Origin of the sequence: Vibrio sp. J383 (assembly GCF_023503985.1) — a bacterium.
Classification (GTDB): Bacteria; Pseudomonadota; Gammaproteobacteria; order Enterobacterales; family Vibrionaceae; genus Vibrio; species Vibrio splendidus.
In genome coordinates this window covers 2,443,314-2,466,162 of record NZ_CP097293.1, presented here as the reverse complement: position 1 = coordinate 2,466,162, position 22,849 = coordinate 2,443,314, and the positions used below count along the sequence as shown (strand labels likewise).

The following is a 22,849-nucleotide window of genomic DNA, read 5'->3' as shown; positions in this document are numbered from 1 at the left end:
GCAATTGCTGGGCTTTTTTCTAAACTAACAAAGGAATGTTAATAAGGAAAAGTATGAAATTTCTAGAATTAAAAGTCCCACCCGTTGCACTGTTCATTATTGTATTCGTAGCATCATACTTCTGCGCTCAGCAGTTGAGCCAAGGGACACTGGCATTACCTTATGGAATGGTTGTGCTAGGCATCGGGATCATATTGAGTGGTGTGATTGGAATATCAGGCATATGGGAATTCCGAAAACAGAAAACCACCGTTAATCCGATCAAAGTCGAAACCGCTTCTGCAGTGGTGGACAGTGGAATCTTTGGCTACACACGAAATCCAATGTATCTAGGGCTATTCATCCTACTGTTTTGCTTTGGCTACTTCTTCCAGAATATCTTCAGTGTGCTGCTCAGCTTTGGCTTCGTAATCTACATGAATCAGTTCCAAATTAAGCCAGAAGAACGCGCTCTAGAGCAATTATTCGGTGCGGAATATGTTGATTACAAACAAAAGGTTAGGCGTTGGATTTAGTTTTGACTTGAGTGCCGGCTTGAGTGTCTTCGTGTAGTCAGGGATCGTACTAAAAAAGCCCAGCTTGAGGGTATCAAGCTGGGCTTTATTGATCTTTTTCTAGAGCTTATTTACATCGAGATGTGTAAATAAGGATGCTGATTAAGCAGCAGCGGCGAACTGAGCTAGAAACATCTCTTTACGCTCGTTGAAGCGGTTTACTAGGTCGTCGACAGAAGCTTGGTCGTATGGCTTAAGGCCACTTGCTACCATGCGTTTCACGCCTTTACCGACTACTTCGCCGTCTTCTTTGAAATCGAAGTTCAGAGTCACGATGCCACGTTTGCCTTCAACATCAAAAGTCGCGCCAGAGAATTCAACTTCTGGGTGAGACAGGTCTAGGCGAGTAAATTCAACTTCCATGCTCTCGTAAATTACTAGAGGACGCTGGCAGTTGATCATCATTTGTTGTTCTTCCATAAGAGGAACCATGATGTGTGGGAAGTTCATGCCAGAGAACTTAACGTAGTTTGTTACTACGTGCTCGATGAATGCTTGGTCGTGGCTCTTTTCACCTTCACAAGACATGTGTAGGTATTCTTTGCCTTTCTCGTCAACCAGTGAGCTTTCTTTCTCACACTTGTTGTCAACGCTTAGCGCAATACCGTTACCCACCATACCTGAAAAATCAAAACGCATTTTTTGGCTGATGCCTTCTTTCTGCAGAAGAACTGCAAACAAAAGGTCGCCAGGCACGCAGAAGCGCTTGTTGTCTTCATCGTGAATTGGGTTGAAGTCAGCGGCTACTTTTTTAGCAAAGTGGCTAGCCTGTTCACGAGTGAATTGAAATTGATTGTCTTCGGTAGAAAAGTAAGGTGTCAGAAACATAGTATCGCTATTAGTCATCAAATCTGGGGTGGATTATAGCTAACTAACTTCGTTCTAATGGTCTATCCAGTTAACTTTTCTTATATATCAGTCAATTAGATAAATACGTTGGATGGTATGTGACGATTTTAAGGGAGATATGGCCTTTGGCTCAATGCAACAAGGGCTAATTAATAGCCCTTGTTTATATGACACTCTAATGGGTGTTGTTCAGAATGTTTTTGCTTTAAAAGCTACACAAAGTGCCTTCTGGCATTAGGTGATTATGAACGGATAATTTGAGCAATAAGTTCGCTTGTTCAATATCCGGAGCAAAATATCTGTCTTTGTCGTAAAAGCTGACTTTTTCACGCAGAATCTGTTTCGCTTCTTCCACACGAGGAGAAGATAGATTCGGAGCGCGGAAGTCTAGCCCTTGTGCTGCTGCTAAATATTCTACTGCCAATATCCCACGGGTGTTTTCAGCCATGTATCTAAGCCTACGAGCGGCAAAGGTAGCCATTGATACGTGGTCTTCTTGGTTTGCAGAAGTAGGTAGGCTGTCTATTGACGCAGGATGAGCCAATGTTTTGTTCTCACTAGCGAGTGCTGCAGACGTTACTTGAGCAATCATAAAGCCTGAGTTCACGCCGCCGTTATCGACTAAGAAAGGCGGAAGTTTGCTTAGCGCACTATCAATCAACAACGCCATTCTACGCTCTGACAAGCTACCGATTTCAGCTATCGCTAGTGCAAGGTTATCGGCTGCCATTGCGACAGGTTCTGCGTGGAAGTTACCGCCCGAAATGATGTCGCCATCGTCAGCGAAAACTAGCGGGTTGTCGGATACGGCATTTGCTTCAATGTTTAAGGTTTCTGCTGAATTACGAATCTGCTGTAAACACGCCCCCATCACTTGAGGCTGACAACGCAGTGAGTAAGGGTCTTGAACCTTTTCACAACAAGTGTGTGATTCACCAATCTCACTCTTTTGATCAAGCATATGACGGTAAGCAAGTGCTGCATCCATTTGGCCACGGTGACCACGAACGCGATGAATACGCGGATCAAACGGACGACGGCTACCCAGCGCTGCTTCAACGGACATCGCGCCACATACGGTTGCAGACGCAAACAAGTCTTCAGCTGCGAACAGACCTTCTAATGCAAAGGCTGTCGATGCTTGTGTGCCGTTTAACAGAGCTAAGCCTTCTTTCGGAGCAAGTGTGATTGGCTCTAAGCCTGCGATCTGCATTGCTTCTAAGCCTGTGATGATTTTGCCGTTGTGGCGTGCTTGGCCTTCACCTAGTAGAACTGTACTCATGTGTGCAAGGGGAGCGAGATCTCCAGATGCGCCAACTGATCCTTTCTGTGGTACACACGGGTAAACTTGTGCGTTCACTAGATCGATAAGAGCATTGATGACCTTAAGTCGGATACCTGAATAGCCGCGAGACAAGCTGTTAATCTTAAGTACCATCATCAAGCGCACAGTTTCATCAGACATGAATTTGCCAATGCCCGCCGCGTGAGAAAGTACGATACTTTTCTGGAGTACTTCTAAATCCTCAGGCGCGATTTTGGTATTTGCTAACAAGCCAAACCCCGTGTTGATACCATACACAGTGCGATCTTCAGCAATCACTTGTTCGACAACGTGCATGCTCGCTTCAATATCAGGAATCGCTGCTGGATCGAGTGATAAGTTTACAGGGCTACGGCTAATCTTACGCAGTTCAGGCAGGCCTAGAAGTCCTGGTTTAAGTAATAAATTCAACATGTTCTCTCCAGAAATTAAAGGCGACGAAGTTCTTCGTTTAGCATAGGTAAATCAAGCTTCTGCTCTTTAGCACACTGCTTGGCAATATCGTAACCCGCATCAGCATGACGCATAACGCCTGTTGCTGGGTCGTTGTGAAGTACACGAGCAATGCGCTGCGATGCATCTTCACTGCCGTCACAACAAATCACCATACCTGAGTGTTGCGAGAAGCCCATGCCAACGCCGCCACCGTGGTGGAGAGAAACCCATGTTGCGCCGCCTGCAGTATTTAGCAGAGCGTTCAATAGAGGCCAATCTGATACAGCATCTGATCCATCCATCATGCCTTCTGTTTCGCGGTTCGGGCTTGCCACTGAACCTGAATCTAGGTGGTCTCGACCGATAACAACTGGTGCTTTTAGTTCGCCATTTTTAACCATTTCATTGAATGCTTGGCCTAAACGTTCACGATCTTTCAAACCAACCCAACAAATACGAGCGGGTAAGCCTTGGAACTGTATGCGTTCACGCGCCATATCTAGCCAGTTGTGTAGATGTGGGTTATCTGGAATCAGTTCTTTTACTTTTTGGTCTGTTTTGTAGATGTCTTCTGGGTCGCCAGATAGGGCAGCCCAACGGAACGGACCGACGCCCTCGCAAAATAAAGGTCGTATATAGGCTGGAACGAAACCTGGGAAATCAAATGCGTTTTCCACGCCTTCTTCCAGTGCCATTTGGCGAATGTTATTACCGTAATCTACGGTCGCAGCACCACGGTATTGCAGGTCTAGCATAGCTTGAACTTGAATCGCCATCGATTGCTTAGCGGCTTTGACCACTTTTGCTTCATCAGCTAAACGTTCTTGAGCCGCTTTTTCCATCGTCCAACCCTGAGGCAAGTAGCCGTTCAGTGGATCGTGGGCAGAGGTTTGGTCAGTCACTACGTCAGGTGTGATATTGCGTTCAACTAACTCTGGGAATACGTCTGCTGCGTTACCGAGTAGGCCAACAGAGATTGGCGTGTCTGATTCTTTAATCATTGCCATCGCTTCATCGATGCTGGTGGCTTTTTTGTCGACATAGCCAGTGCGCAAGCGGTAGTCGATTCGTGATTCATCACATTCAACCGCAATCATTGAGAAGCCAGCCATTGTTGCAGCGAGAGGTTGAGCACCGCCCATACCGCCAAGACCACCAGTAAGCACCCATTTGCCGTTTGCTTCGCCTTGAAAATGCTTCTTCGCGATAGCGACAAACGTTTCATAAGTACCTTGAACGATGCCTTGAGAGCCAATGTAAATCCAGCTACCTGCGGTCATCTGGCCGTACATCATCAAGCCTTCTTTATCGAGTTCGTTGAAGTGCTCCCAATTCGCCCAGTGTGGAACAAGGTTCGAGTTCGCGATCAGTACGCGAGGCGCGTTTTTATGAGTCGGGAACACGCCCACAGGTTTACCTGATTGAACAAGCAACGTTTGGTCGTCTTCTAAACGCTCTAATACTTCAACAATCTTGTCATAACATTTCCAATCACGCGCAGCGCGACCAATACCGCCATACACAACCAGTGCATGTGGATGTTCTGCCACATCAGGGTCTAGGTTGTTCATCAGCATACGCAGTGGTGCTTCTGTTAACCAAGATTTAGCGCGCAAAGTGGTGCCATGAGGTGCGCGAATTTCGCGAGTCGTGTCGAGACGAGGGTCACTGTTGTGGTGTTCCGTCATTTTGGAATTCCTTCTGTTTCACGTTATATCGTTGTAGTTGTAGTTGTAGTTGTAGTTATCGGTATAGCTGGATTAGTCGCTGGCCATTGCACTGGCTATATCCCAACACAAACGTGCCGCCAATCGAGCCGTTTGGCCATCGATGTCGTAGTCTGGGTTGTATTCCGCAATGTCCGCGATAATGAGTTTTTCACTGTGTTTGAAAATCTGTTCTAGAAAAGGAGCGAGTGCTTCATAGCTCACGCCTCTTGCCGCTGGTGCACTGACGCCCGGCGCTGTCGCTGCTGGAAATACGTCTAGATCGATAGTGAGATAGAGGTAATCACACTCAGCGATGAATTTTTGTAACTTAACCAGTTGAGCGACTTGGTTCACTTGGGTCATGTTGCGGTCGTGTTCATACCAAACGCCCAGTTGGTCAGCTTTGTTAAACAGCGCTTTGGTATTGCTGGCTGCACTCACACCAAGGCAAGCGTAATGAAACGGCCATTGATGTGTGTGGCAGTAATCGCTGATTTGATTAAAAGGCGTACCTGAACTGGGTTTAACGTCGGCGATGTTGCTTTCAAATTCACGAAGATCAAAATGAGCATCAAAGTTAACGATGCCGATCTTAGGTTTGCGTTCTGGCTGACCTTTATCAAGACGTTCAGCTTTATGTAAATGCTCAGCGAGACCTTGGAAAGATGCCCAAGCAACCTCGTGACCACCGCCAAGGGTAATCACTTTGTTGGTTGATAAAGCATTGGCAATAACCGAAGCACACTGTTTTTGACTGACTTCAAGTTGGCCATCATTGCACTCGATATCACCGAGATCCGCGATGTGTGCGTCACTGTGCCAAGCCATATTAGCCAACGCTTGACGAATTAGGTTAGGTGCTTGTTTCGCGCCTACGCGTCCTTTATTTCTTGCAACTCCAGCATCGCTGGCAAAGCCGACCAAGGCGATGGCACGGTCATTAAGCTCGTTACTTAAGTCACTATGTTGCACTTGCTTGGTAATGTGATGTACGCGTGTGCCGAGTGCGCCATCTTCAAGATCATTACGCCCAGTCCACACGAAGTTATGTACGGTTTCTGAGTTCTTTTGAATGCCGTTGGAATTAGATTGAGTCATGACATACCTCGCCATTAACAATGCGTTTATGCAGATGAGGAACACCGACTTGATAGCTTAGATCGGCAGGGTGGTCGATATTCCAGATAGCCAAATCAGCGGCATAACCAATTTCAATTTTGCCTTTGGTTTGTGAGTCGCCAATGGCAGCCGCCGCGTTACAAGTTACACCGCGCAGCGCTTCTTCAGGCGTTGTACCAAACAGGGTGCAGCTCATGTTCATCATCAGCGTTAAGTCTGCAAAAGGGGAGGTGCCGGGGTTTAAGTCGGTCGCGATCGCCATTGGAACGTTGTGTTCACGAAGTAGGGCGATAGGCGGCTGTTGAGTCTCTTTCAAGAAATAGAAAGCACCGGGTAGCAAGGTGGCAACTGTGCCTGATTCTGCCAGTGCTTTTACCCCGGTTTCATCTAAGTACTCAACATGGTCAACAGAGAGTGCGCCGTATTTTGCTGCAAGCGCACTGCCACCCATATTAGAAAGCTGCTCTGTATGGCCTTTAATCGCGAGCCCATGTTGTTTGGCTGTTGCAAAGACACGTTCGGTTTGTTCTAGGTTGAAGCCGATAGATTCGCAAAACACGTCAACTGCATCGGCGAGCCCTTGCTCTGCAGCTTTAGGAATGATCTCTTGGCAAACCAGATCGATGTAGCTGTCCGGTTGTTCTTTGTATTCAGGTGGTACTGCATGCGCTGCAAGGAGAGTGGTGGTGATCTTAATTCGGCGATGATTTTCTAACGCTTTAGCAGCGCGTAACATCTTGAGTTCATCATCAAGCGTTAAACCATAGCCAGATTTTACTTCGATGCTGGTTACGCCACTTCTTAGTAGGCCATCAAGTCTCGGTAATGCCATTTCAACCAGTTCAGATTCTTGCGCTGCGCGGGTTGCTGTGACTGTCGCGAGAATCCCGCCGCCTTGCTTGGCGATGTCGGTGTAAGAGACACCATTCAAACGCTGCTCAAACTCGTTGGCGCGATTACCCGCAAATACGAGGTGAGTGTGGCAATCAATCAGCCCAGGGGTGACGAGTTTGTTCTTGCAATCATAGGTGATGTAATCTGCAGAGCCATCAGTGCTCGGTTGTTCTACCTCAGAAGCATGTCCCTCGTGGTTTGAACAAGAGATGGACACGATCTTACCGCTTTCGATAACGATATCTTGAGGGGAAGAGGGCTGATAACCGTCGACTCCCGAACTCATCGAGACTACTCGTGCGTTTTTGAGGATCAAATTCATAATCACCTAGATCTTTGCTAAACATTAAATGTATATACAAATAAATAGGCTAAACGCTGACCCGAATCAAGTTGATGTTGCAAAAATGTGATCGGCGATCAGGATGATGTTCTTTAATCTAGAAGTATCTTGGAGCTTAATTTGTACTTAGAGCCAGGATGGTAGAGTAATGCAAAGCTGATGAGACGCTCTTTACTCCACGTTCTTCTATTCAAAAGTAGGCAAGGCTCTGATTCAGAAAGTTTTAGTAACGTTCTGATTTGAGAGTCAGGAATAATGGCTTCAACGGTATGCTCGATAGCACTCAACGGGCAGTTTTTTGAAAGGTATTCGTTGGGCGTAGAGGTTGAAAAGTCTTGCTCTAGGTATTTTGGGGCGGCTTGAGAGTTCACCCAACGCGCTTCCAGTTGTATCGGTGCGTTGTCCGCAAAGTGTATGATTTCACTATAGAACACTTCTGCGTTAATCATCACACCTAACCGTGTAGCCGTGCTTTCATCAGCCTTAATGCTATCGTGTTTGATAACTTGGCTAGTATACGTTTGGCCTCGGTCTTTGATCTCTTGCGCTATGTTGTTGATATCAAGCAGCGGAGATTGCGCTTTTTCGTCTGGTTCACAAACAAAAGTCCCCAGTCTTGGTTTCCTGATGAGCTTGCCTTCAGACACCAGATCTCGAATGGCTTTATTGACCGTCATTCGACTCACATTGAACTGCTCGGTAAGTTCGAGTTCTGTGGTGATTTGGTAACCCACCGGCCAATGACCACTGCTGATCTTGTCATCTATGAACTGTTTTATCTGAAGGTAGAGCGGTGCTTTCGACATAATGAAACCTTATTTGACTATACAAATAGAGTAACGGATTTATTCACGATTTCAACATTTCCTCGGGCAATGTGACCTTATTCAACATAGATGGGGCAAATTGCTTGATTCTGTGAGGCAAGTGTCGCAAATTGTCACGCAATAACTATTCGTAAATCAGATAATTAGAAAGGGAAATAATATGTTTAAGAAATTAAAGGCCTCGTTGGGCATCGGTGCAGCAAAGGTTGATACTGTCTTAGATAATATTGAAGTTTTCCAAGGCGGAGAGTTGTCTGGCAATGTTCACATTGTTGGTGGCGACGTTGAACAACAAATCGACTTGATTAACTTGGTTCTCAACACAGAAGTAAAAGTAGAAACGGAAGACAGTACTAGCTACGAAACCTTTTCACTGGGTCGTATTCAAGCGGTAGAGCCTTTCGTTATCCAACCGGGTGAAACCAAACTGGTGCCATTCCGTCTTAAGTTAAATGATGAAACGCCAGTCACCGCGTTGAACGCACAAACGAACCAATGCCATGTGTGGGTTGAAACCAACCTAGATATAGGCTTCGCGATTGACCCTAAAGACCGTGACTTTATCTCCGTTCATCCACTGCCAACAGTCGCTAAAATCATCCAAGGCATGGAAGCATCGGGTATGGTAATGGTGAAAGCAGACGTAGAGAAGGGCTTCTTGAAAGGCAACAGCTTTGCTTCTCGTTCGGGCTGTTACCAAGAGATTGAATTTCGCAGTGGTGGCTTTATTAATAATAAAGAGATCGAGCTGTCATTCATCGTTGAAGGTTCAATGGTTCACTGCCTAGCAGAAATCGACCGCTCAATGAGCTTCCGAGGCGACCAATACATCTCATTCAGCTTGCCTGCGAACGCGGCGGATTCAGACATTCGCAACGCCGTCTCAAGAATCATGAGTGCGTAGTTGCTCTTTCTGTTAGTAGTCGCGTTTTCTATTAATAGAGACAAGACAGTACGATTTCTATAGCCGAACTTAACCGTTCGGCTTTTTTGTTTGTAAATAAAGACAAAGAACCAATCATTGAACGTTAGCTTAGGGTGTTAGAAGGTCCTATATAGAAGAGACATTTAAGTTATGTAGTTTTTGTGGCGCTGTGGGACTAACATTGTCATTTCATATAATTTCGTTACAATGTTCGGCTACTCACAAATGGGGCATCTGTATTTGCTTCTATGTGGGTATCTTTATTATGCATATATCTCCGATCAACATACTTGTTGGTTGAAAAACATATATTAAACATTTTCATGTGTTGCTTGGTGTGCAACACCACTGTAAAGGACAAATAATGCCAATTATTACTCTTCCTGACGGTAGTCAGCGTCAATTTGACAACCCTGTATCAACTCTAGATGTTGCCCTATCAATCGGTCCTGGTCTTGCGAAAGCAACCATTGCTGGTCGTGTAGACGGCGAGCGTGTTGATGCTTGTGATCTTATCGAAAACGATGCAAGCCTAGAAATCATCACAGCTAAAGATGAAGTCGATGGCCTTGAGATCGTTCGTCACTCTTGTGCTCACCTTTTAGGTCACGCGATTAAGCAGCTTTTTCCAGAAGCGAAAATGGCGATCGGTCCTACCATCGATAACGGTTTCTACTACGATATCGACCTTGAGCACTCTCTAACGCAAGAAGATCTAGAAAAGATTGAAAAGCGTATGAAAGAGCTAGCGAAGACCAAGTACCAGGTTGTTAAGAAGAAAGTTAGCTGGCAGGAAGCGCGTGACGCATTCGAAGCTCGCGGCGAAGCTTACAAAATCGAAATCTTGGATGAGAACGTTTCTAAAGACGATCGTCCAGGCCTCTACCATCATGAAGAATACATCGATATGTGTCGTGGTCCACACGTTCCACATATGGGCTTCTGCCAACACTTCACACTACTTAACGTAGCGGGTGCTTACTGGCGTGGTAACAGTGACAACAAGATGCTTCAACGTATCTACGGCACTGCATTCCACGACAAGAAAGCGCTTAAGGCTCACCTAGTGCGCCTAGAAGAAGCGGCTAAGCGTGATCACCGTAAAATCGGTAAGCACTTAGATCTATTCCACATGCAGCAAGAAGCACCAGGCATGGTGTTCTGGCATCACAATGGTTGGACTATCTTCCGCGAGCTAGAAGTATTTATTCGTCAGAAGCTGACTGAGTACGATTACCAAGAAGTTAAAGGCCCATTAATGATGGACCGTGTTCTTTGGGAACGTTCTGGTCACTGGGATAAGTACGCTGAAGCGATGTTCACTACTTCTTCAGAGAACCGTGAATACGCGATTAAGCCAATGAACTGTCCTGGTCACGTTCAAATCTTCAACCAAGGTTTGAAATCTTACCGTGATCTACCGCTACGTATGGCTGAGTTCGGCTCATGTCACCGTAACGAGCCGTCTGGCGCACTTCACGGCATTATGCGTGTTCGTGGCTTCACTCAAGATGATGCTCACGTATTCTGTACTGAAGACCAAGTTCAGCAAGAAGTTAAAGCTTGTATTGAAATGGTTTACGATACTTACACAACTTTCGGTTTCGAAAACATTGTTGTTAAGCTATCTACTCGTCCAGAACAGCGCGTAGGTTCAGACGAAATGTGGGACCGTGCAGAGGCCGATCTTAAGCAAGCGCTTGAGGCGATGGAGATTGCATACGAGATTCAAGAAGGCGAGGGTGCGTTCTACGGACCTAAGATTGAATTTACTTTGCATGATTGTTTGGACCGCGCATGGCAATGTGGTACAGTGCAGCTCGATTTTGCATTACCAGAACGTTTAGGTGCAACTTACGTAGGTGAAGATAACGAGCGTCACACGCCAGTTATGATCCACCGCGCGATTTTAGGTTCACTAGAACGCTTCATCGGTATTCTTATTGAAGAATACGCTGGCTTCTTCCCAACGTGGTTGGCGCCAGAACAAGCAATTGTTATGGGCATTACGGACAAACAGTCTGAATATGTACAAGAAATTGCGAAAAAACTGCAAAAAAGTGGATTTAGAGTCAAAGCAGACTTGAGAAATGAGAAGATTGGCTTTAAAATCCGCGAACATACTTTGAAACGTGTACCGTTCATGCTTGTGTGTGGTGACCAAGAAATGGAAGCCGGCGAAATTGCAGTACGTACACGTAAAGGTAAGGACCTTGGTAAATTTAAAGTGGATGACTTTATTTCATACATCCAAGCCGAGGTTTCAAACCGTAAGCTCAATCTGGAGGAATAGCTATTAAAGGCGGAAGACGTGGCCAACAACCGGCCAAACAAAACCAGCACCGTTTAAACGGTGACATTCGTGGCGTTCGTGAAGTGCGTCTAACTGGCGCAGACGGCGAAGCTGTTGGTGTAGTAACAATCGCTGAAGCGATGGAAGCTGCAAATGAAGCTGGTATGGATCTCGTAGAGATCAGCCCTAACGCCGAGCCGCCAGTTTGTCGTGTGATGGACTACGGTAAGTTCCTCTTCGAGAAGAGCAAAGCTGCGAAAGAGCAGAAGAAAAAGCAAAAGCAGGTTCAGATCAAGGAAATCAAATTCCGACCTGGAACTGATATTGGAGACTATCAGGTAAAACTACGCAACCTGACTGGTTTCCTTGAAGACGGCAACAAAGTGAAGGTAACAATTCGCTTCCGTGGCCGCGAAATGGCTCACCAAGAAATCGGTGTTGACGTTCTTAATCGTTTGAAAATCGATACTGAAGAATTTGCAGTTGTCGAATCTTTCCCAACGAGAATTGAAGGTCGCCAGATGATCATGGTGTTGGCCCCTAAAAAGAAGTAATTAACGGCTTTACAAGTAATTAAACCTTGCAGCCATAGGCTGTAGGGTTTTATTCGCCCTAATTACTATGTTATTAACAACTCAACAATGCGGAGTTATTCATCATGCCTAAGATGAAAACCAACAAAGGTGCTGCTAAGCGTTTCCAGAAAACTGCTGGTGGTATTAAGTTTAAGCACGCTGGTAAACGTCACATCCTGACTAAGCGTACTACTAAGAACAAGCGTCAGCTTCGTCCGAACTCAATCCTTCCAAAATGTGAAGTGGCTGCAGTTCTACGTATGATGCCATACGCTTAATTCTTTTTAGTTTATAAATTCGTTTAGTTTAGGAGAAGCATAATGCCTCGCGTAAAACGTGGTGTACAAGCTCGTGCACGTCATAAGAAAGTTCTAAAACAAGCTAAAGGTTACTACGGAGCACGTTCACGTGTTTACCGCGTAGCTTTCCAAGCAGTTACCAAAGCTGGTCAATACGCTTACCGTGACCGTCGCAACAAGAAACGTCAATTCCGTCAACTTTGGATTGCACGTATCAATGCGGCATCTCGTCAAAATGGTCTATCTTACAGCCGTTTCATCAATGGCCTTAAGAAAGCATCTATCGAGATCGACCGTAAGATTCTTGCTGACATCGCAGTATTCGACAAAGCAGCATTTGCTGTTCTAGTTGAAAAAGCGAAAGCATCTCTATAATTTAGAGTTAGCTTAAAGGTTTAAGAAAAGGAGAACTTCGGTTCTCCTTTTTTATTGCCTGTAATTTGGCTCCTTAGAGATTCCTTCCTTCCTTCCTTCGTCAGTCTAGGGAATGACGAGATGAAATTTCGCATCTAATTTTTATTCGCTTGAACAGGCATTCTGGTATATAAACATCTACCTAACCTCTAATGTTAAGCGACCGAGATAAATGACCGCACCTACCACTATGACGTTCTTCGAACGTTTTGAAACTGACATCCTTTCTGGCAAAAAGACCATTACTATTCGCGATGAATCTGAACGCGACTACCAGCCAGGTAGCGTTGTGGAAGTATCGACGCTAGAGCAAGGCCGTGTGTTCTGTAACCTTAAGATCATCAGTGTTGAACCAATCCTGTTTGATGACTTAGGTGAATTCCATGCTCAGCAAGAGAACATGACGCTGCAAGTACTCAAAGACGTGATTCAAGATATCTATCCGGGTATCTCTCAGCTGTATGTGGTTTCTTACGAGCTTGTATAACCCGCTCTAAATGAAATTTGTTAATCACTACAGTGTTTAACCGCTGAACAATAAGAAAGGGAAGTCACAATGAGTGAATTACTGAGCGGAACAGTTCAGCAAATTTTGCTTCAACTTTATTGTCGTGAGCAAACTGAGCTACCGTTAATTTCTCGAATTGATCTCGACATTGGTCTTTATGATAATGAAGGCTTTCTAGCGTGGCGTGATACAAAGCGTGACTTTACTGTCAGCGATATCGAGAGTCGAGTGTGGGTTAAGAGTTGCCCTGGCGGCTATATCACTGAAGTGCACTTTAATGCTGACGGTTCTCTAACTGAATACCGTTTGTTCGATCGATTTGAAACAACAGGGCAGTGGCAGTTAGCTGACGGTTTGTTACACGTCGAGATTCTGAAGGGTGACAACCGCTACCAGTTTGCTGTTGTGGCTCGTGCTGATCTTAATATTCATTCTGCGGTGGAATATAAAAATGGTGAACTGCATTCGTATCTGAAATTGGTGCAAGCTGAACGTTAATCCTTTTTAGTCGACCTTGTTTGCCCATTAAAATGAGTGATGTTCCAAAAATAACAAAGCCAACAGTGATGTTGGCTTTGTTGTTTTCAATTCGACCGAGTATTTCTAATCAACGCGCTATTAAGTTAAGCCATTAAACCATTAAACCATTAAACCATTAAGCCATTAAGCTTTGAAGTTCGCCAATCGAGTATAAAGCTCGCTGTCTTGGTCTTGCTTTGCACATACGGTCAGAAGGTCTTCAATAAAGTACTTCAATGCACGCGCTTCAATTCGGCGAATGCCTTGTTGCTGCTCTTCAGTCAGGTAACCGTAGATAGTCGCCGCTCCGAAGTCACCAAAGATCATCTGACCTTGTTCGTTAACTAAAGTGTTGTGTGCGTATAGATCACCATGACAAACTTTGTTGGCATGCAGGTGTTCAAACACATCAATCATCTGAGCTGTAATACTGTTGATCTGAGCAATTGAAAGCTCAAAGCCTTCATTGAACGTATCGCGAGTACAGCTTTCAAGAGTAGGAGGTAAGCCTAGGTTGTAATAGCTGCTTGGGATAAGTTCCATCACCAATGCGAGATAGTCTTGTTCATCTACTTGAGCTATCGACTTCACTAGGTTGTTATGTTGGCCTGCTTGAAGACACGCTTCAAGTTCATCGTGTGGGTAGCCGTCACTGGTCACTTCGCCTTTAAATACTTTAACAGCCACTTCTTGTGGGAAATCAAAGTCACCGTTTAACCAGTTAGCATGAGAAATCACACCAGACGCGCCTTGGCCAAGCACTTGATTCAGTGAGTAGCATTGTGAACTAACAGCAGGCACGCTATCTAAGCTGCTCGGGTGTTTGCAAAATGGGTTTCCAGCAAACGCTAACCAAGCCAGTTTTGGTAGTTTGATTAGGAACTCTGGGAATTCAGTCAATTGGTTTGCAGACAGGCGAACTAGCTCAAGGCTTGATAGGTTTTTCATGCTTTCTGGTAAAACACGAATTTTGTTACCCGCTAATGCAAGTTTTTGCAGGCGTGGTCTTTCACCTAAAGAGTGAGGGAGAACCTCGATCGCATTGTCTGTCAGGATCAACCAGCGCAATTGATTAGGCAGAGATTGCTCGCTAACGGTTTTGATTTGGTTGGTTTTGAAGCCAATCATTTCAAGCTTAGGAAGTGACCCCAGAACATCAGGAAGGTGCATAAACAGGTTATTTGACGCGAAGATAATACGCAGGTTGGTCAGCTGTGATAACTCTTCTGGCAAATCTGACAGTTGATTGCCTGAAAGGTCTAGGATCTCAAGAGAATCAGCAAGTTCCAATATCTCTAAAGGAAACTCGGTGAGACCTTCTGACAGTTGTAAGCGCTTAATCCCTTTAAGTTGCCCTGATTTTAATTGTTCTAGAGTATGCAAACCTTAGCCTTATGAATAGATGTTCGAGGCGCGTAGTTTACTTGTCTCAATCGAGAAAGGCGAGCATCAGTAATGAAGCTCGCCTAACTGGCTGAGGTTTAAGACTCAAGGTTTAGGCATATGACTAAAGCTGGATATGGCTTTGGCTGACGCCGACCTCCTCAACAAAGTCGCTGTCATGACTAACCAAGATAAATGCGCCTTTGTATTCACGCAAAGCGGACGCCAATATTTGCTTTGAGTCGATGTCTAAGTGGTTGTCCGGTTCATCGAGTAATAGAAGCGGGGTGTCTTGCTTATGGCTAACGATCAACATCGCCAGTTTCATTTTTTCACCACCACTTAAATGAGCCACTTTTCGGCATACGGAGTCTCGCCTGAATCCTATTCCAGCGAGCAGGGTTCGCGCGTCGCTCTCTGTTAATCCAAAGCTACGCTTCATTAAATTATCAAACATCGTCTCGTTGGTGTCTAACAGGCCAAAATGTTGATCCAAGTAGACGGTTGCCCCTAAGCGCTTAATTGAGCCGATATAGTTCGAGTGTTGGCCATGAATCGCTTTTAACAGTGTCGACTTTCCACACCCATTAGCACCGGTTAGATAACACCGTTCCCCTTGTGATAAAGAGAAACTGATTGGCGAACCTGAGCCGTAAACAAGGCGGCAGTTTTCAACGGTTAACAAAGAGCTCTTTTTACTGCAATTACTTTGCTGTAGATACAAAGCTTGTGGTTTCATCCGCTCTTTCTGTTCTTTAAGCGACTGAAGTTTATGTTGGTTTTGGTCAATGAGGTTCCTTTGACTTGTCGCCGACGCGGCTTGGCTTTGACCTGCTTTATCTTTCATAGCGTCCAATAATATCTTAGGTTGGCTACCTGACTTTCTGAGTCGGTTTCCCTGAGACTCTCGCTGCTGCGCCTTTTCTTTGTTGGCTTGAGTTTGACGCTCGAGTCGTTTCTTTTCGGACTGATGATGCGCAATCTGTTTGTCTAGCGCTTCGCTTTGGCTAGACACTTGTTTGAAGTAATCATCATAATTTCCTTTATAGAAACGTACGCCCAAGCTGTTTAGATGGTAGATCCCGTCCATTTGTCTCAATAAGCTTCGATCATGGCTGACGACAAGTACCTTGCCTTCAAACAACTGGCATTGTTCTAGTAACCAATTGCGTCCATCGTTATCCAAATGGTTCGAAGGCTCATCGAGGATCAGTATGTCGTTATTTGATACGAATAGCCGATGAAGCTGTAACAGGGCAAGTTGCCCACCACTCAAAGAGCAACAAAGCGTGTTCAAATCACTAGTGATCTTGAGTGTACCTAGCAACTGCTGGGTACGTGTCTCTAAATCCCAATCATCTCCAATGATATTGAAGTGCTGCAGTTCGCAGCTACCTTGCTCTATCGCTTTTAATGCATCTAACTTTTCGGTGAGCCCTAAGAAGTCAGCGATGGTGGTGGCGGAATCCAGTAGCGTTGATGGCAACTGGGAGTAAAAGCCGATCGAGCCTTGTTTGGAAACACTGCCGGATGTGGGTTGTGTTTGCCCGACCAGTAACGAAAGCAGTAGTGACTTTCCAGCCCCATTTCTTCCGACTAAGCCTGTCAGGCGACTGCTCAAACTAAAGGTGATGTCTTTGAATAACCACTCACCAGTATCGAGTTGGAATGAGAGATTGTTGGCTAATATAGTAGGCATAAAATACCTCCCTTTACGTGTAAACGAGTAAAAGGGGTGAGGCGCTTTTCTACATAGACTCCAACATAGGAGTCTAAGAATAGATCGCCAAGACGTTACTTAGGTAGCGTACCAATCAAAGATAGGAAATAGAGTGCTGATCTGATTTCTGTCTTTAAGGTACTGATCTTAAAGATGTAGCTTGTCAAAAAACGGATCTTTAAGAGCTTGATTTGTCGCGAAAATAGATGACGAAGTAACGCCCACTAACCCCGAGTGTCCAAATGATTTTTATAAAAATAAATCGGATGTCAGGATGTTAGTACTTCATTATGGCGTTATTCTCTTTTGAAATGATGGTGGGATGGTACTGAAAGAACGTACTCTGAGTCAATATGCTAAAGTGATTAAATTGTGTTCAAATAATTAAAGCGCCTGTGTGGCGCTTTAGTGATCATTATTGGAAATAAGTTGAGTCTAGAACTTATATCTTTGGGTTTAGAGCTTAGAGCTTAGAGCTTAGAGCCTTGGGCTTAAAGCTAAAGCTACTTGGTTTGTCCACCAACGGCTCGCCAACACATATCAAAGCTATCATTGATGTACTTCGATGTTTGCTCTGGTGGAGATTCGTTTTGCTCAATAAGCCAGTTTGCACAAATCAGAAAGTGACTGTGGATGAAGTGCCTTACAAGGTTAATGTCTAATGCCATCAATTCACCGTCCTCTTGTCCTTTCAAAATGATCTCGTCTAGCGACGCGAACATCTGCGAGACGATTACTTCTCGAGTTTGGGTCGTTGGGTCGAAATGAACATTGGTGAAGAACTTCATCGCAACCGGATTTTCTAGTGCCCATTCAATCCCAGTGATCCACATGAACTTAAAGGCTTGATAGAGATCCTGCTCAGCAATATCAGTGTGTTGTTGAAGGGTAGAGAATAGCTCCAACTTCAGCTCGCGAAACAGTTCATCAATCAATAGAGATTTGTTCTCGAAGTGGTGAAACAACGTCGCTTTTGCCACGCCGGCTGTTTTCGCTATTTGTCCGGTAGATGTGCCCTCTAGCCCCTTTTGAGAGAAGAGCAAGAGTGCAGTATCTAGGATTTTTTGTCTTTTAGTGATCATCTATTGAGTACTTTGAACAGAATCTTTTTAACTGGATTGTTGTAAGGAGGGTGCATTAACTTGGTGAAGTTAATTTTACCTCTACTGAGAACGGTTTTAGCATGACTAAAGGTCTTAAAGCCTTCAATGCCATGGTAGTGTCCCATGCCTGAAGGGCCTATGCCACCGAACGGCGCGTCTTCTGCAGCCACATGCACCAAAGAATCATTAATACACACGCCGCCAGAGTGCGTGCTCGATAAGATTAGATCTTGAGTCTGCTTATCATGACTCATCAGGTACAAAGCAAGCGGACGTTCTCTTGTTGTGATGTAGCTGATCGCTTCTTCAATAGAATCATAAGGAACGATAGGCAGTACGGGGCCAAACAACTCTTCTTGCATTGCGACCATGTCGTCGTTCACTTCGGTGAGAAGGTGCGGCGTCATTCTGTGGTTTACATCGTCTTGCGCTTGTTCGGTGACGGTGTGAACGACTGCGCCTTTAGATTGAGCATCTGTAATCACCCCCTTCAAACGATTGTATTGACGCATATCGATCACTGAAGTTAAGTCTTTGCTCTCAATGCCTGCTTTATACAGCTTTTTGAAGTATTGCTTATAAGCTGTGATGAACGCATCGACTTTTTCTCGTGGCAATAAGATGTAATCGGGCGCCACACAAATCTGGCCAGCGTTTAAGCTTTTTGCAAACAGGATGCGTTCAACGGCGTCAGCCACATCAAAGTCGGGAGCAATAATCGTTGGAGACTTGCCGCCTAACTCCAAAGTTACTGGCGTTAAGTTGTCGGCTGCTGCTCTCATGACGTGCTTACCCACAGAGGTCGAGCCTGTGAAAAGGATATGGTCAAACGGGAGCTGGCTAAATTTAGCGGAAACATCCGCTTCACCTTCGATAATCGCGACTTGATCTTCACTAAAGCCTTCGGCCAGCATGGCTTTTAAAACTCGGTTGGTCGCAGGAGTAAACTCGGACATCTTGAGCATTGCAGTGTTGCCCGCCGCTAACGCAGTGATGAGAGGACCTAAAGAGAGCATTATAGGAAAGTTCCAAGGAACGATAATGCCTACAACGCCCACAGGCTGATAATGAACCGTGATCTTTGCTGGCGTCAGCATCAAACCGGCTTTGCGGCGTGATGGCTTCAACCACTTCTTAAGGTTCTTATCACTGTAATTAATTTGGTGAAGAGAAGGGGTGATATCAGCAATCAAGCTGTCGTGTTTTGCGCGATGACCATAATCTTCAGACACTGCGTCAATCAATTGCTCTTGGTAGCGTATTAGCAACGCTTTTAATTCCGAGAGGCTTTTTCTTCTCTGCTCAAGCGTTGGATTAACATTACTGCGGTAGTGATCTTTTTGTCGGTTGAATATTTTATCCATGTCGTTGATGTTCGACGTGGTTGGTTCAAGGTCTAGATTATGGCTCATAGTATCCCCTAAATTCGAAAGCTGACCGATTGGTTGGTCAGCTGAAATTACAAGAAGATCGAACCGAATACAAGATATGCGCGAGAAAAGTTCAAAAATTGAGCGGTTACAACATTGAAGTGAGCGAGTTTTAGTAGGAAGAACGAAGTGTTTATAGGCCTCGAATCGTGGGATACAAGTAGTGTTTGTGATAGCGAGAGTTCAGATTGAGAAGTGGTCATATTTGTCAAAACCCTGACTTAACTTGACCTGATTAGCCAAGAATTTTATGTGTCTTTGGTATTTTATTCACCTGATTTTTTGTTAGAAAGTGCTTTAAATCTAATGCGCTTCAGCCTGTTTTTTGGCCTAAAACCTTGTAATACCTTACCTGTCACTTTAAGTCGGATCATCGATAAAAAAACGTAATCGTAACCACAAATATCAATGGTTGGACTCACTCTTAATAATATCGGTTAATGCAGCCAACAAATCGTTTTCGAACGTTTTTTGTTGGGTTATACCTCGCTATTCCAATGAGGTATCTTCTGTCGATGGCCCTATAGTGTGAGGTCTCTAGAATTGGAAAATTCGGTTAATTTGGAACGCATCCGTGCTGAGTATAATGTAAAGCACTGGAGCCAAGGTTTTTATGGAATTGATGATAATGGCGAGGTGTATGTTTCACCGAGCGAAACCGATCATCAAGTTCCTCTTAGTCAGATCGTAAAACAGTTAGAGCAGCGAAATATTGGTTTGCCTGCTCTTGTGCGTTTTCCTCAAATCGTGCATCAACGTGTGCACAATATCTGTAACGCATTCAACCAAGCGATCGACGAATATCAGTACGATAATCGTTACCTACTTGTTTACCCTATTAAAGTTAACCAACAGAAAGAAGTGGTTGACGAGATCTTAGCGAGCCAAGCTCAATTAGAGCAGAAGCAGCTTGGTCTAGAGGCGGGCAGCAAACCTGAACTATTAGCGGTATTGGCACTGGCTCAAAAAGCGAGCTCGGTGATCGTGTGTAACGGTTACAAAGACAGAGAATACATCCGTCTTGCTCTTATTGGCGAAAAGCTGGGTCATAAAGTATTTATCGTTCTAGAGAAGCTCTCTGAGCTTGATCTTGTTCTTTCTGAAGCGAAAGCGCTTGGCGTGAAACCTCGTTTAGGTTTACGCATTCGTCTTGCATCTCAAGGTGCAGGTAAATGGCAAGCAAGTGGTGGCGAGAAGTCGAAATTCGGTTTGTCTGCATCACAAGTATTGACCGTTATTGAACGTTTAAAAGCAGAAGACCAACTCGATGTTTTAGAGTTAGTGCATTTCCATCTTGGCTCACAAATGGGCAATATTCGTGATGTGCGAAATGGTGTGAGTGAAGCGGCACGTTTCTACTGTGAACTGCGCGATATCGGTGCTCAATTGAAGTACTTAGATGTTGGTGGTGGTTTGGCTGTGGATTACGACGGTACACGTAGCCAGTCTTCAAACTCAATGAACTACGGCTTGCTTGAATACGCTCGAAACATTGTGATGACAGTAGGGGATATCTGTAAGCTCTACAATCAGCCACAACCTGTGATCATTTCAGAATCTGGTCGTTCGTTGACTGCGCATCATGCTGTGCTTGTGACCAACGTGATTGGCACAGAAAGCTATTCTCCGGAAGATATGGCTGCGCCTGAAGCTGATGCACCAATGTTGCTAAACAACATGTGGAAGAATTTCTTAGAATTAGATGCAGGTAACGATGATCGAGCGTTGATCGAGATCTACAACGACACGCAGAGTGATATCGCAGAGGCGCACAACCAATTTGCAACAGGTATGCTGAATCTTCAGCACCGTGCTTGGGCTGAGCAGATGTCTTTGCGTATTAACTACGAACTTAGCTCTCGTATGAGCACTAAGAACCGTTACCACCGTCCTATTTTGGACGAGTTGAGCGAGCGTTTAGCCGACAAGTTCTTCGTGAACTTCTCGCTGTTCCAATCGTTACCAGATGCTTGGGGTATCGATCAGGTATTCCCTGTATTGCCTCTAAGTGGTTTGGATAATGCGGATGAGCGACGCGCTGTGGTATTGGATATCACATGTGATTCTGACGGTACGATTGATCAGTACGTTGATGGTCAAGGTATTGAAACAACACTGCCAGTTCCTGCATGGAACCCAGATGAACCTTATCTGATGGGCTTTTTCTTAGTAGGCGCATACCAAGAGATCTTGGGCGATATGCACAACCTATTTGGTGATACCCACAGTGTCGTGGTGAATGTTGATGAAAGTGGTCAAGCGAATATCGACTACATCAACGAAGGCGACACGGTTGAAGACATGATGCGTTACGTTCATATCGATATGGACCTGATTCGTCAGAACTACAAAGAACTGGTCACGGCTAAAGTGCCTGCGCAAGAGCAGCAAAGTGTACTTGAAGAGTTAGAGCAAGGCTTGATGGGTTACACCTATCTTGAGGATTTTTAATGAACGATCTATTTACCAAACCAGATTACTCGCTGTACTCCAATGCGATGACGTTCATGCGCCGTCCATTGGTGCAGAACCCAATCGATAACGATGCTGATGTGGTTGTGTTGGGCGCGCCGTTAGATATGGCGACCTCGGGTCGTCCGGGCGCGCGTATGGGACCGGATGCGATTCGTCGTGCGTCGGTAAACTTGGCGTGGGAAGGCAAAAAGTTTCCTTGGGACTTCAATGTATTTGAACATACCTCGGTGATTGATGCTGGCGATCTTGTGTTTGATTGCGGTGATGCTGAAGATTTAACTCAGCGTTTAGAAGCAGCCGCTGATGCGATTCTAAACAGTGGTAAAACACTGTTAGGTTTAGGTGGTGACCACTTCATTACATTGCCTTTGCTAAGAGCATACGGCAAGAAGTACGGTGAAATGGCTCTGATTCACTTCGATGCACATACTGACACTTACAGTCAGGGTAGTCGTTACGATCACGGTACCATGTTCTACCATGCGCCTAATGAAGGTTTAATTTCACCTGAGCATTCAGTGCAAATTGGTATTCGTACTGAGTATAAACAGGAAGGTCATGGCTTTAATGTCATTAATGCGATGCAAGCAAACGACATGAGCGTGGACGAGATCATTGCTCAAGTGAAAGGTATTGTTGGTGATAAGCCTGTGTATCTGACATTTGATATCGATTGTCTCGATCCTGCTTTTGCGCCGGGTACTGGTACGCCAGTGTGTGGTGGTTTGAACTCAGATAAAGTTCTGAAAATCATCCGTGGCTTGCAGGGTATCAACATGGTTGGTATGGACGTTGTAGAAGTTTCTCCAGCGTACGACCAAAGTGAGATTACCGCATTGGCTGGTGCGACGATTGCGCTTGAACTGCTTTATGTTTGGACGGCAAATCGTCTCGCTAAATCATAATTTTTTAAAGCTAACAGCATAACGCTACATACTGATTTTAAAGCCCACTAAAGTTCAACTTAGTGGGCTTTTTTGTTTTTGGTGGTGGATAAATAGAGTAACTCATCGTTGGAAACGAGCAGTTTCTCCCTGTTATGAACTAATGCGCTATCAGATGTGCCTTATGCAAGTCGTTTAATTGACTCTGGATAGAAATACATCATCTTTACTCTGGTTGCTGTCTCAAATGTGGGACTTGCCTCTGCT

20 protein-coding genes are annotated in these 22,849 nt (G+C 44.9%); 10 read left to right on the top strand and 10 right to left on the bottom strand.

The features are described from left to right. Positions 1 to 53 precede the first annotated feature (53 nt). Positions 54 to 515 carry a methyltransferase family protein gene (locus M4S28_RS11115; RefSeq protein ID WP_249631812.1) on the top strand — a complete coding sequence of 154 codons (462 nt, stop codon included), beginning with the start codon at positions 54 to 56 and terminating at the stop codon, positions 513 to 515. A 141-nt stretch (positions 516 to 656) separates the two neighbouring features. On the opposite strand, the gene M4S28_RS11110 is transcribed toward M4S28_RS11115, so the two are convergent. The 6 genes from M4S28_RS11110 to hutC all read right to left on the bottom strand — a co-directional run bounded on the left by M4S28_RS11110 (position 657) and on the right by hutC (position 8,033). Then, positions 657 to 1,382, bottom strand: coding sequence for a DUF3581 domain-containing protein (locus M4S28_RS11110; RefSeq protein ID WP_010438254.1), 726 nt, complete (start codon positions 1,380 to 1,382; stop codon positions 657 to 659). A 226-nt stretch (positions 1,383 to 1,608) separates the two neighbouring features. Then, positions 1,609 to 3,141, bottom strand: coding sequence for a histidine ammonia-lyase (gene hutH / locus M4S28_RS11105; RefSeq protein ID WP_017085756.1), 1,533 nt, complete (start codon positions 3,139 to 3,141; stop codon positions 1,609 to 1,611). A gap of 14 nt (positions 3,142 to 3,155) precedes the next feature. Next, a complete protein-coding gene (gene hutU, locus M4S28_RS11100) occupies positions 3,156 to 4,850 on the bottom strand; it encodes a urocanate hydratase (RefSeq protein WP_065103379.1) in 1,695 nt (564 codons plus the stop codon). A gap of 72 nt (positions 4,851 to 4,922) precedes the next feature. Continuing rightward, on the bottom strand, positions 4,923 to 5,969 hold the full coding sequence (hutG, locus tag M4S28_RS11095; RefSeq protein WP_249631811.1) for a formimidoylglutamase: 1,047 nt from the start codon (positions 5,967 to 5,969) through the stop codon (positions 4,923 to 4,925). Then, positions 5,956 to 7,206: an imidazolonepropionase gene (gene hutI / locus M4S28_RS11090; protein WP_249631810.1), complete on the bottom strand. Its 1,251-nt coding sequence runs from the start codon at positions 7,204 to 7,206 to the stop codon at positions 5,956 to 5,958. The genes hutG and hutI overlap by 14 nt, the downstream gene beginning before the upstream one ends. A 113-nt stretch (positions 7,207 to 7,319) precedes the next feature. After that, a complete protein-coding gene (hutC, locus tag M4S28_RS11085; protein ID WP_249631809.1) occupies positions 7,320 to 8,033 on the bottom strand; it encodes a histidine utilization transcriptional repressor HutC in 714 nt (237 codons plus the stop codon). A gap of 181 nt (positions 8,034 to 8,214) precedes the next feature. Here hutC and M4S28_RS11080 point away from each other — a divergent pair, with 181 nt between their 5' ends. The 7 genes from M4S28_RS11080 (at position 8,215) to M4S28_RS11050 (ending at position 13,566) form a co-directional block, all read left to right on the top strand. Continuing rightward, a complete protein-coding gene (locus tag M4S28_RS11080; RefSeq protein WP_249631808.1) occupies positions 8,215 to 8,958 on the top strand; it encodes a sporulation protein in 744 nt (247 codons plus the stop codon). A gap of 385 nt (positions 8,959 to 9,343) precedes the next feature. Beyond that, on the top strand, positions 9,344 to 11,272 hold the full coding sequence (gene thrS / locus M4S28_RS11075) for a threonine--tRNA ligase (protein ID WP_029222394.1): 1,929 nt from the start codon (positions 9,344 to 9,346) through the stop codon (positions 11,270 to 11,272). An 83-nt stretch (positions 11,273 to 11,355) separates the two neighbouring features. Continuing rightward, positions 11,356 to 11,826, top strand: a complete 471-nt coding sequence (infC, locus tag M4S28_RS11070) for a translation initiation factor IF-3 (RefSeq protein WP_004733519.1) — start codon at positions 11,356 to 11,358, stop codon at positions 11,824 to 11,826. A gap of 104 nt (positions 11,827 to 11,930) precedes the next feature. Beyond that, positions 11,931 to 12,125, top strand: a complete 195-nt coding sequence (gene rpmI, locus M4S28_RS11065; protein ID WP_004733518.1) for a 50S ribosomal protein L35 — start codon at positions 11,931 to 11,933, stop codon at positions 12,123 to 12,125. Positions 12,126 to 12,167: 42 nt separating this feature from the next. Continuing rightward, the gene (gene rplT, locus M4S28_RS11060) at positions 12,168 to 12,521 is read left to right on the top strand and encodes a 50S ribosomal protein L20 (RefSeq protein ID WP_004733517.1); all 354 of its coding nucleotides are present in this window, start codon (positions 12,168 to 12,170) and stop codon (positions 12,519 to 12,521) included. Positions 12,522 to 12,732: 211 nt separating this feature from the next. Beyond that, the gene (yqfB, locus tag M4S28_RS11055; RefSeq protein WP_004733516.1) at positions 12,733 to 13,047 is read left to right on the top strand and encodes a N(4)-acetylcytidine aminohydrolase; all 315 of its coding nucleotides are present in this window, start codon (positions 12,733 to 12,735) and stop codon (positions 13,045 to 13,047) included. Between the two features lie 69 nt (positions 13,048 to 13,116). Continuing rightward, on the top strand, positions 13,117 to 13,566 hold the full coding sequence (locus M4S28_RS11050; protein WP_104215282.1) for a hypothetical protein: 450 nt from the start codon (positions 13,117 to 13,119) through the stop codon (positions 13,564 to 13,566). Positions 13,567 to 13,731: 165 nt separating this feature from the next. On the opposite strand, the gene M4S28_RS11045 is transcribed toward M4S28_RS11050, so the two are convergent. The 4 genes from M4S28_RS11045 to M4S28_RS11030 form a co-directional block, all read right to left on the bottom strand. Next, positions 13,732 to 14,970, bottom strand: coding sequence for a leucine-rich repeat-containing protein kinase family protein (locus M4S28_RS11045; protein ID WP_249631807.1), 1,239 nt, complete (start codon positions 14,968 to 14,970; stop codon positions 13,732 to 13,734). A 124-nt stretch (positions 14,971 to 15,094) separates the two neighbouring features. Next, complete coding sequence (locus tag M4S28_RS11040) at positions 15,095 to 16,669, bottom strand: ABC-F family ATP-binding cassette domain-containing protein (protein ID WP_249631806.1); 1,575 nt, start codon at positions 16,667 to 16,669, stop codon at positions 15,095 to 15,097. Between the two features lie 524 nt (positions 16,670 to 17,193). Beyond that, the gene (locus tag M4S28_RS11035; protein WP_249631805.1) at positions 17,194 to 17,772 is read right to left on the bottom strand and encodes a TetR/AcrR family transcriptional regulator; all 579 of its coding nucleotides are present in this window, start codon (positions 17,770 to 17,772) and stop codon (positions 17,194 to 17,196) included. Then, positions 17,769 to 19,205: a coniferyl aldehyde dehydrogenase gene (locus M4S28_RS11030; protein ID WP_249631804.1), complete on the bottom strand. Its 1,437-nt coding sequence runs from the start codon at positions 19,203 to 19,205 to the stop codon at positions 17,769 to 17,771. Before M4S28_RS11030 ends, M4S28_RS11035 begins: the two co-directional genes overlap by 4 nt. A gap of 579 nt (positions 19,206 to 19,784) precedes the next feature. On the opposite strand from M4S28_RS11030, the gene speA reads away from it, so the two are divergent. Then, positions 19,785 to 21,674 carry an arginine decarboxylase gene (gene speA / locus M4S28_RS11025; RefSeq protein ID WP_249632733.1) on the top strand — a complete coding sequence of 630 codons (1,890 nt, stop codon included), beginning with the start codon at positions 19,785 to 19,787 and terminating at the stop codon, positions 21,672 to 21,674. Beyond that, positions 21,674 to 22,603 (top strand): agmatinase, encoded by a 930-nt coding sequence (speB, locus tag M4S28_RS11020; RefSeq protein WP_017082742.1) that lies wholly within the window; start codon positions 21,674 to 21,676, stop codon positions 22,601 to 22,603. The genes speA and speB overlap by 1 nt, the downstream gene beginning before the upstream one ends. Positions 22,604 to 22,849: the final 246 nt, after the last annotated feature.

Bases quoted from the DNA above. Each gene is read 5' to 3' on its own strand.
- M4S28_RS11110 (WP_010438254.1), bottom strand. From the start codon at position 1,382: ATGTTTCTGACACCTTACTTTTCTACCGAAGACAATCAATTTCAATTC.
- rpmI (WP_004733518.1), top strand. From the start codon at position 11,931: ATGCCTAAGATGAAAACCAACAAAGGTGCTGCTAAGCGTTTCCAGAAA.
- M4S28_RS11030 (WP_249631804.1), bottom strand. From the start codon at position 19,205: ATGAGCCATAATCTAGACCTTGAACCAACCACGTCGAACATCAACGAC.
- hutG (WP_249631811.1), bottom strand. From the start codon at position 5,969: ATGACTCAATCTAATTCCAACGGCATTCAAAAGAACTCAGAAACCGTA.
- hutC (WP_249631809.1), bottom strand. From the start codon at position 8,033: ATGTCGAAAGCACCGCTCTACCTTCAGATAAAACAGTTCATAGATGAC.
- M4S28_RS11115 (WP_249631812.1), top strand. From the start codon at position 54: ATGAAATTTCTAGAATTAAAAGTCCCACCCGTTGCACTGTTCATTATT.
- rplT (WP_004733517.1), top strand. From the start codon at position 12,168: ATGCCTCGCGTAAAACGTGGTGTACAAGCTCGTGCACGTCATAAGAAA.
- hutI (WP_249631810.1), bottom strand. From the start codon at position 7,206: ATGAATTTGATCCTCAAAAACGCACGAGTAGTCTCGATGAGTTCGGGA.
- hutU (WP_065103379.1), bottom strand. From the start codon at position 4,850: ATGACGGAACACCACAACAGTGACCCTCGTCTCGACACGACTCGCGAA.
- M4S28_RS11080 (WP_249631808.1), top strand. From the start codon at position 8,215: ATGTTTAAGAAATTAAAGGCCTCGTTGGGCATCGGTGCAGCAAAGGTT.
- M4S28_RS11035 (WP_249631805.1), bottom strand. From the start codon at position 17,772: ATGATCACTAAAAGACAAAAAATCCTAGATACTGCACTCTTGCTCTTC.
- M4S28_RS11040 (WP_249631806.1), bottom strand. From the start codon at position 16,669: ATGCCTACTATATTAGCCAACAATCTCTCATTCCAACTCGATACTGGT.
- yqfB (WP_004733516.1), top strand. From the start codon at position 12,733: ATGACCGCACCTACCACTATGACGTTCTTCGAACGTTTTGAAACTGAC.
- M4S28_RS11050 (WP_104215282.1), top strand. From the start codon at position 13,117: ATGAGTGAATTACTGAGCGGAACAGTTCAGCAAATTTTGCTTCAACTT.
- thrS (WP_029222394.1), top strand. From the start codon at position 9,344: ATGCCAATTATTACTCTTCCTGACGGTAGTCAGCGTCAATTTGACAAC.
- hutH (WP_017085756.1), bottom strand. From the start codon at position 3,141: ATGTTGAATTTATTACTTAAACCAGGACTTCTAGGCCTGCCTGAACTG.
- speB (WP_017082742.1), top strand. From the start codon at position 21,674: ATGAACGATCTATTTACCAAACCAGATTACTCGCTGTACTCCAATGCG.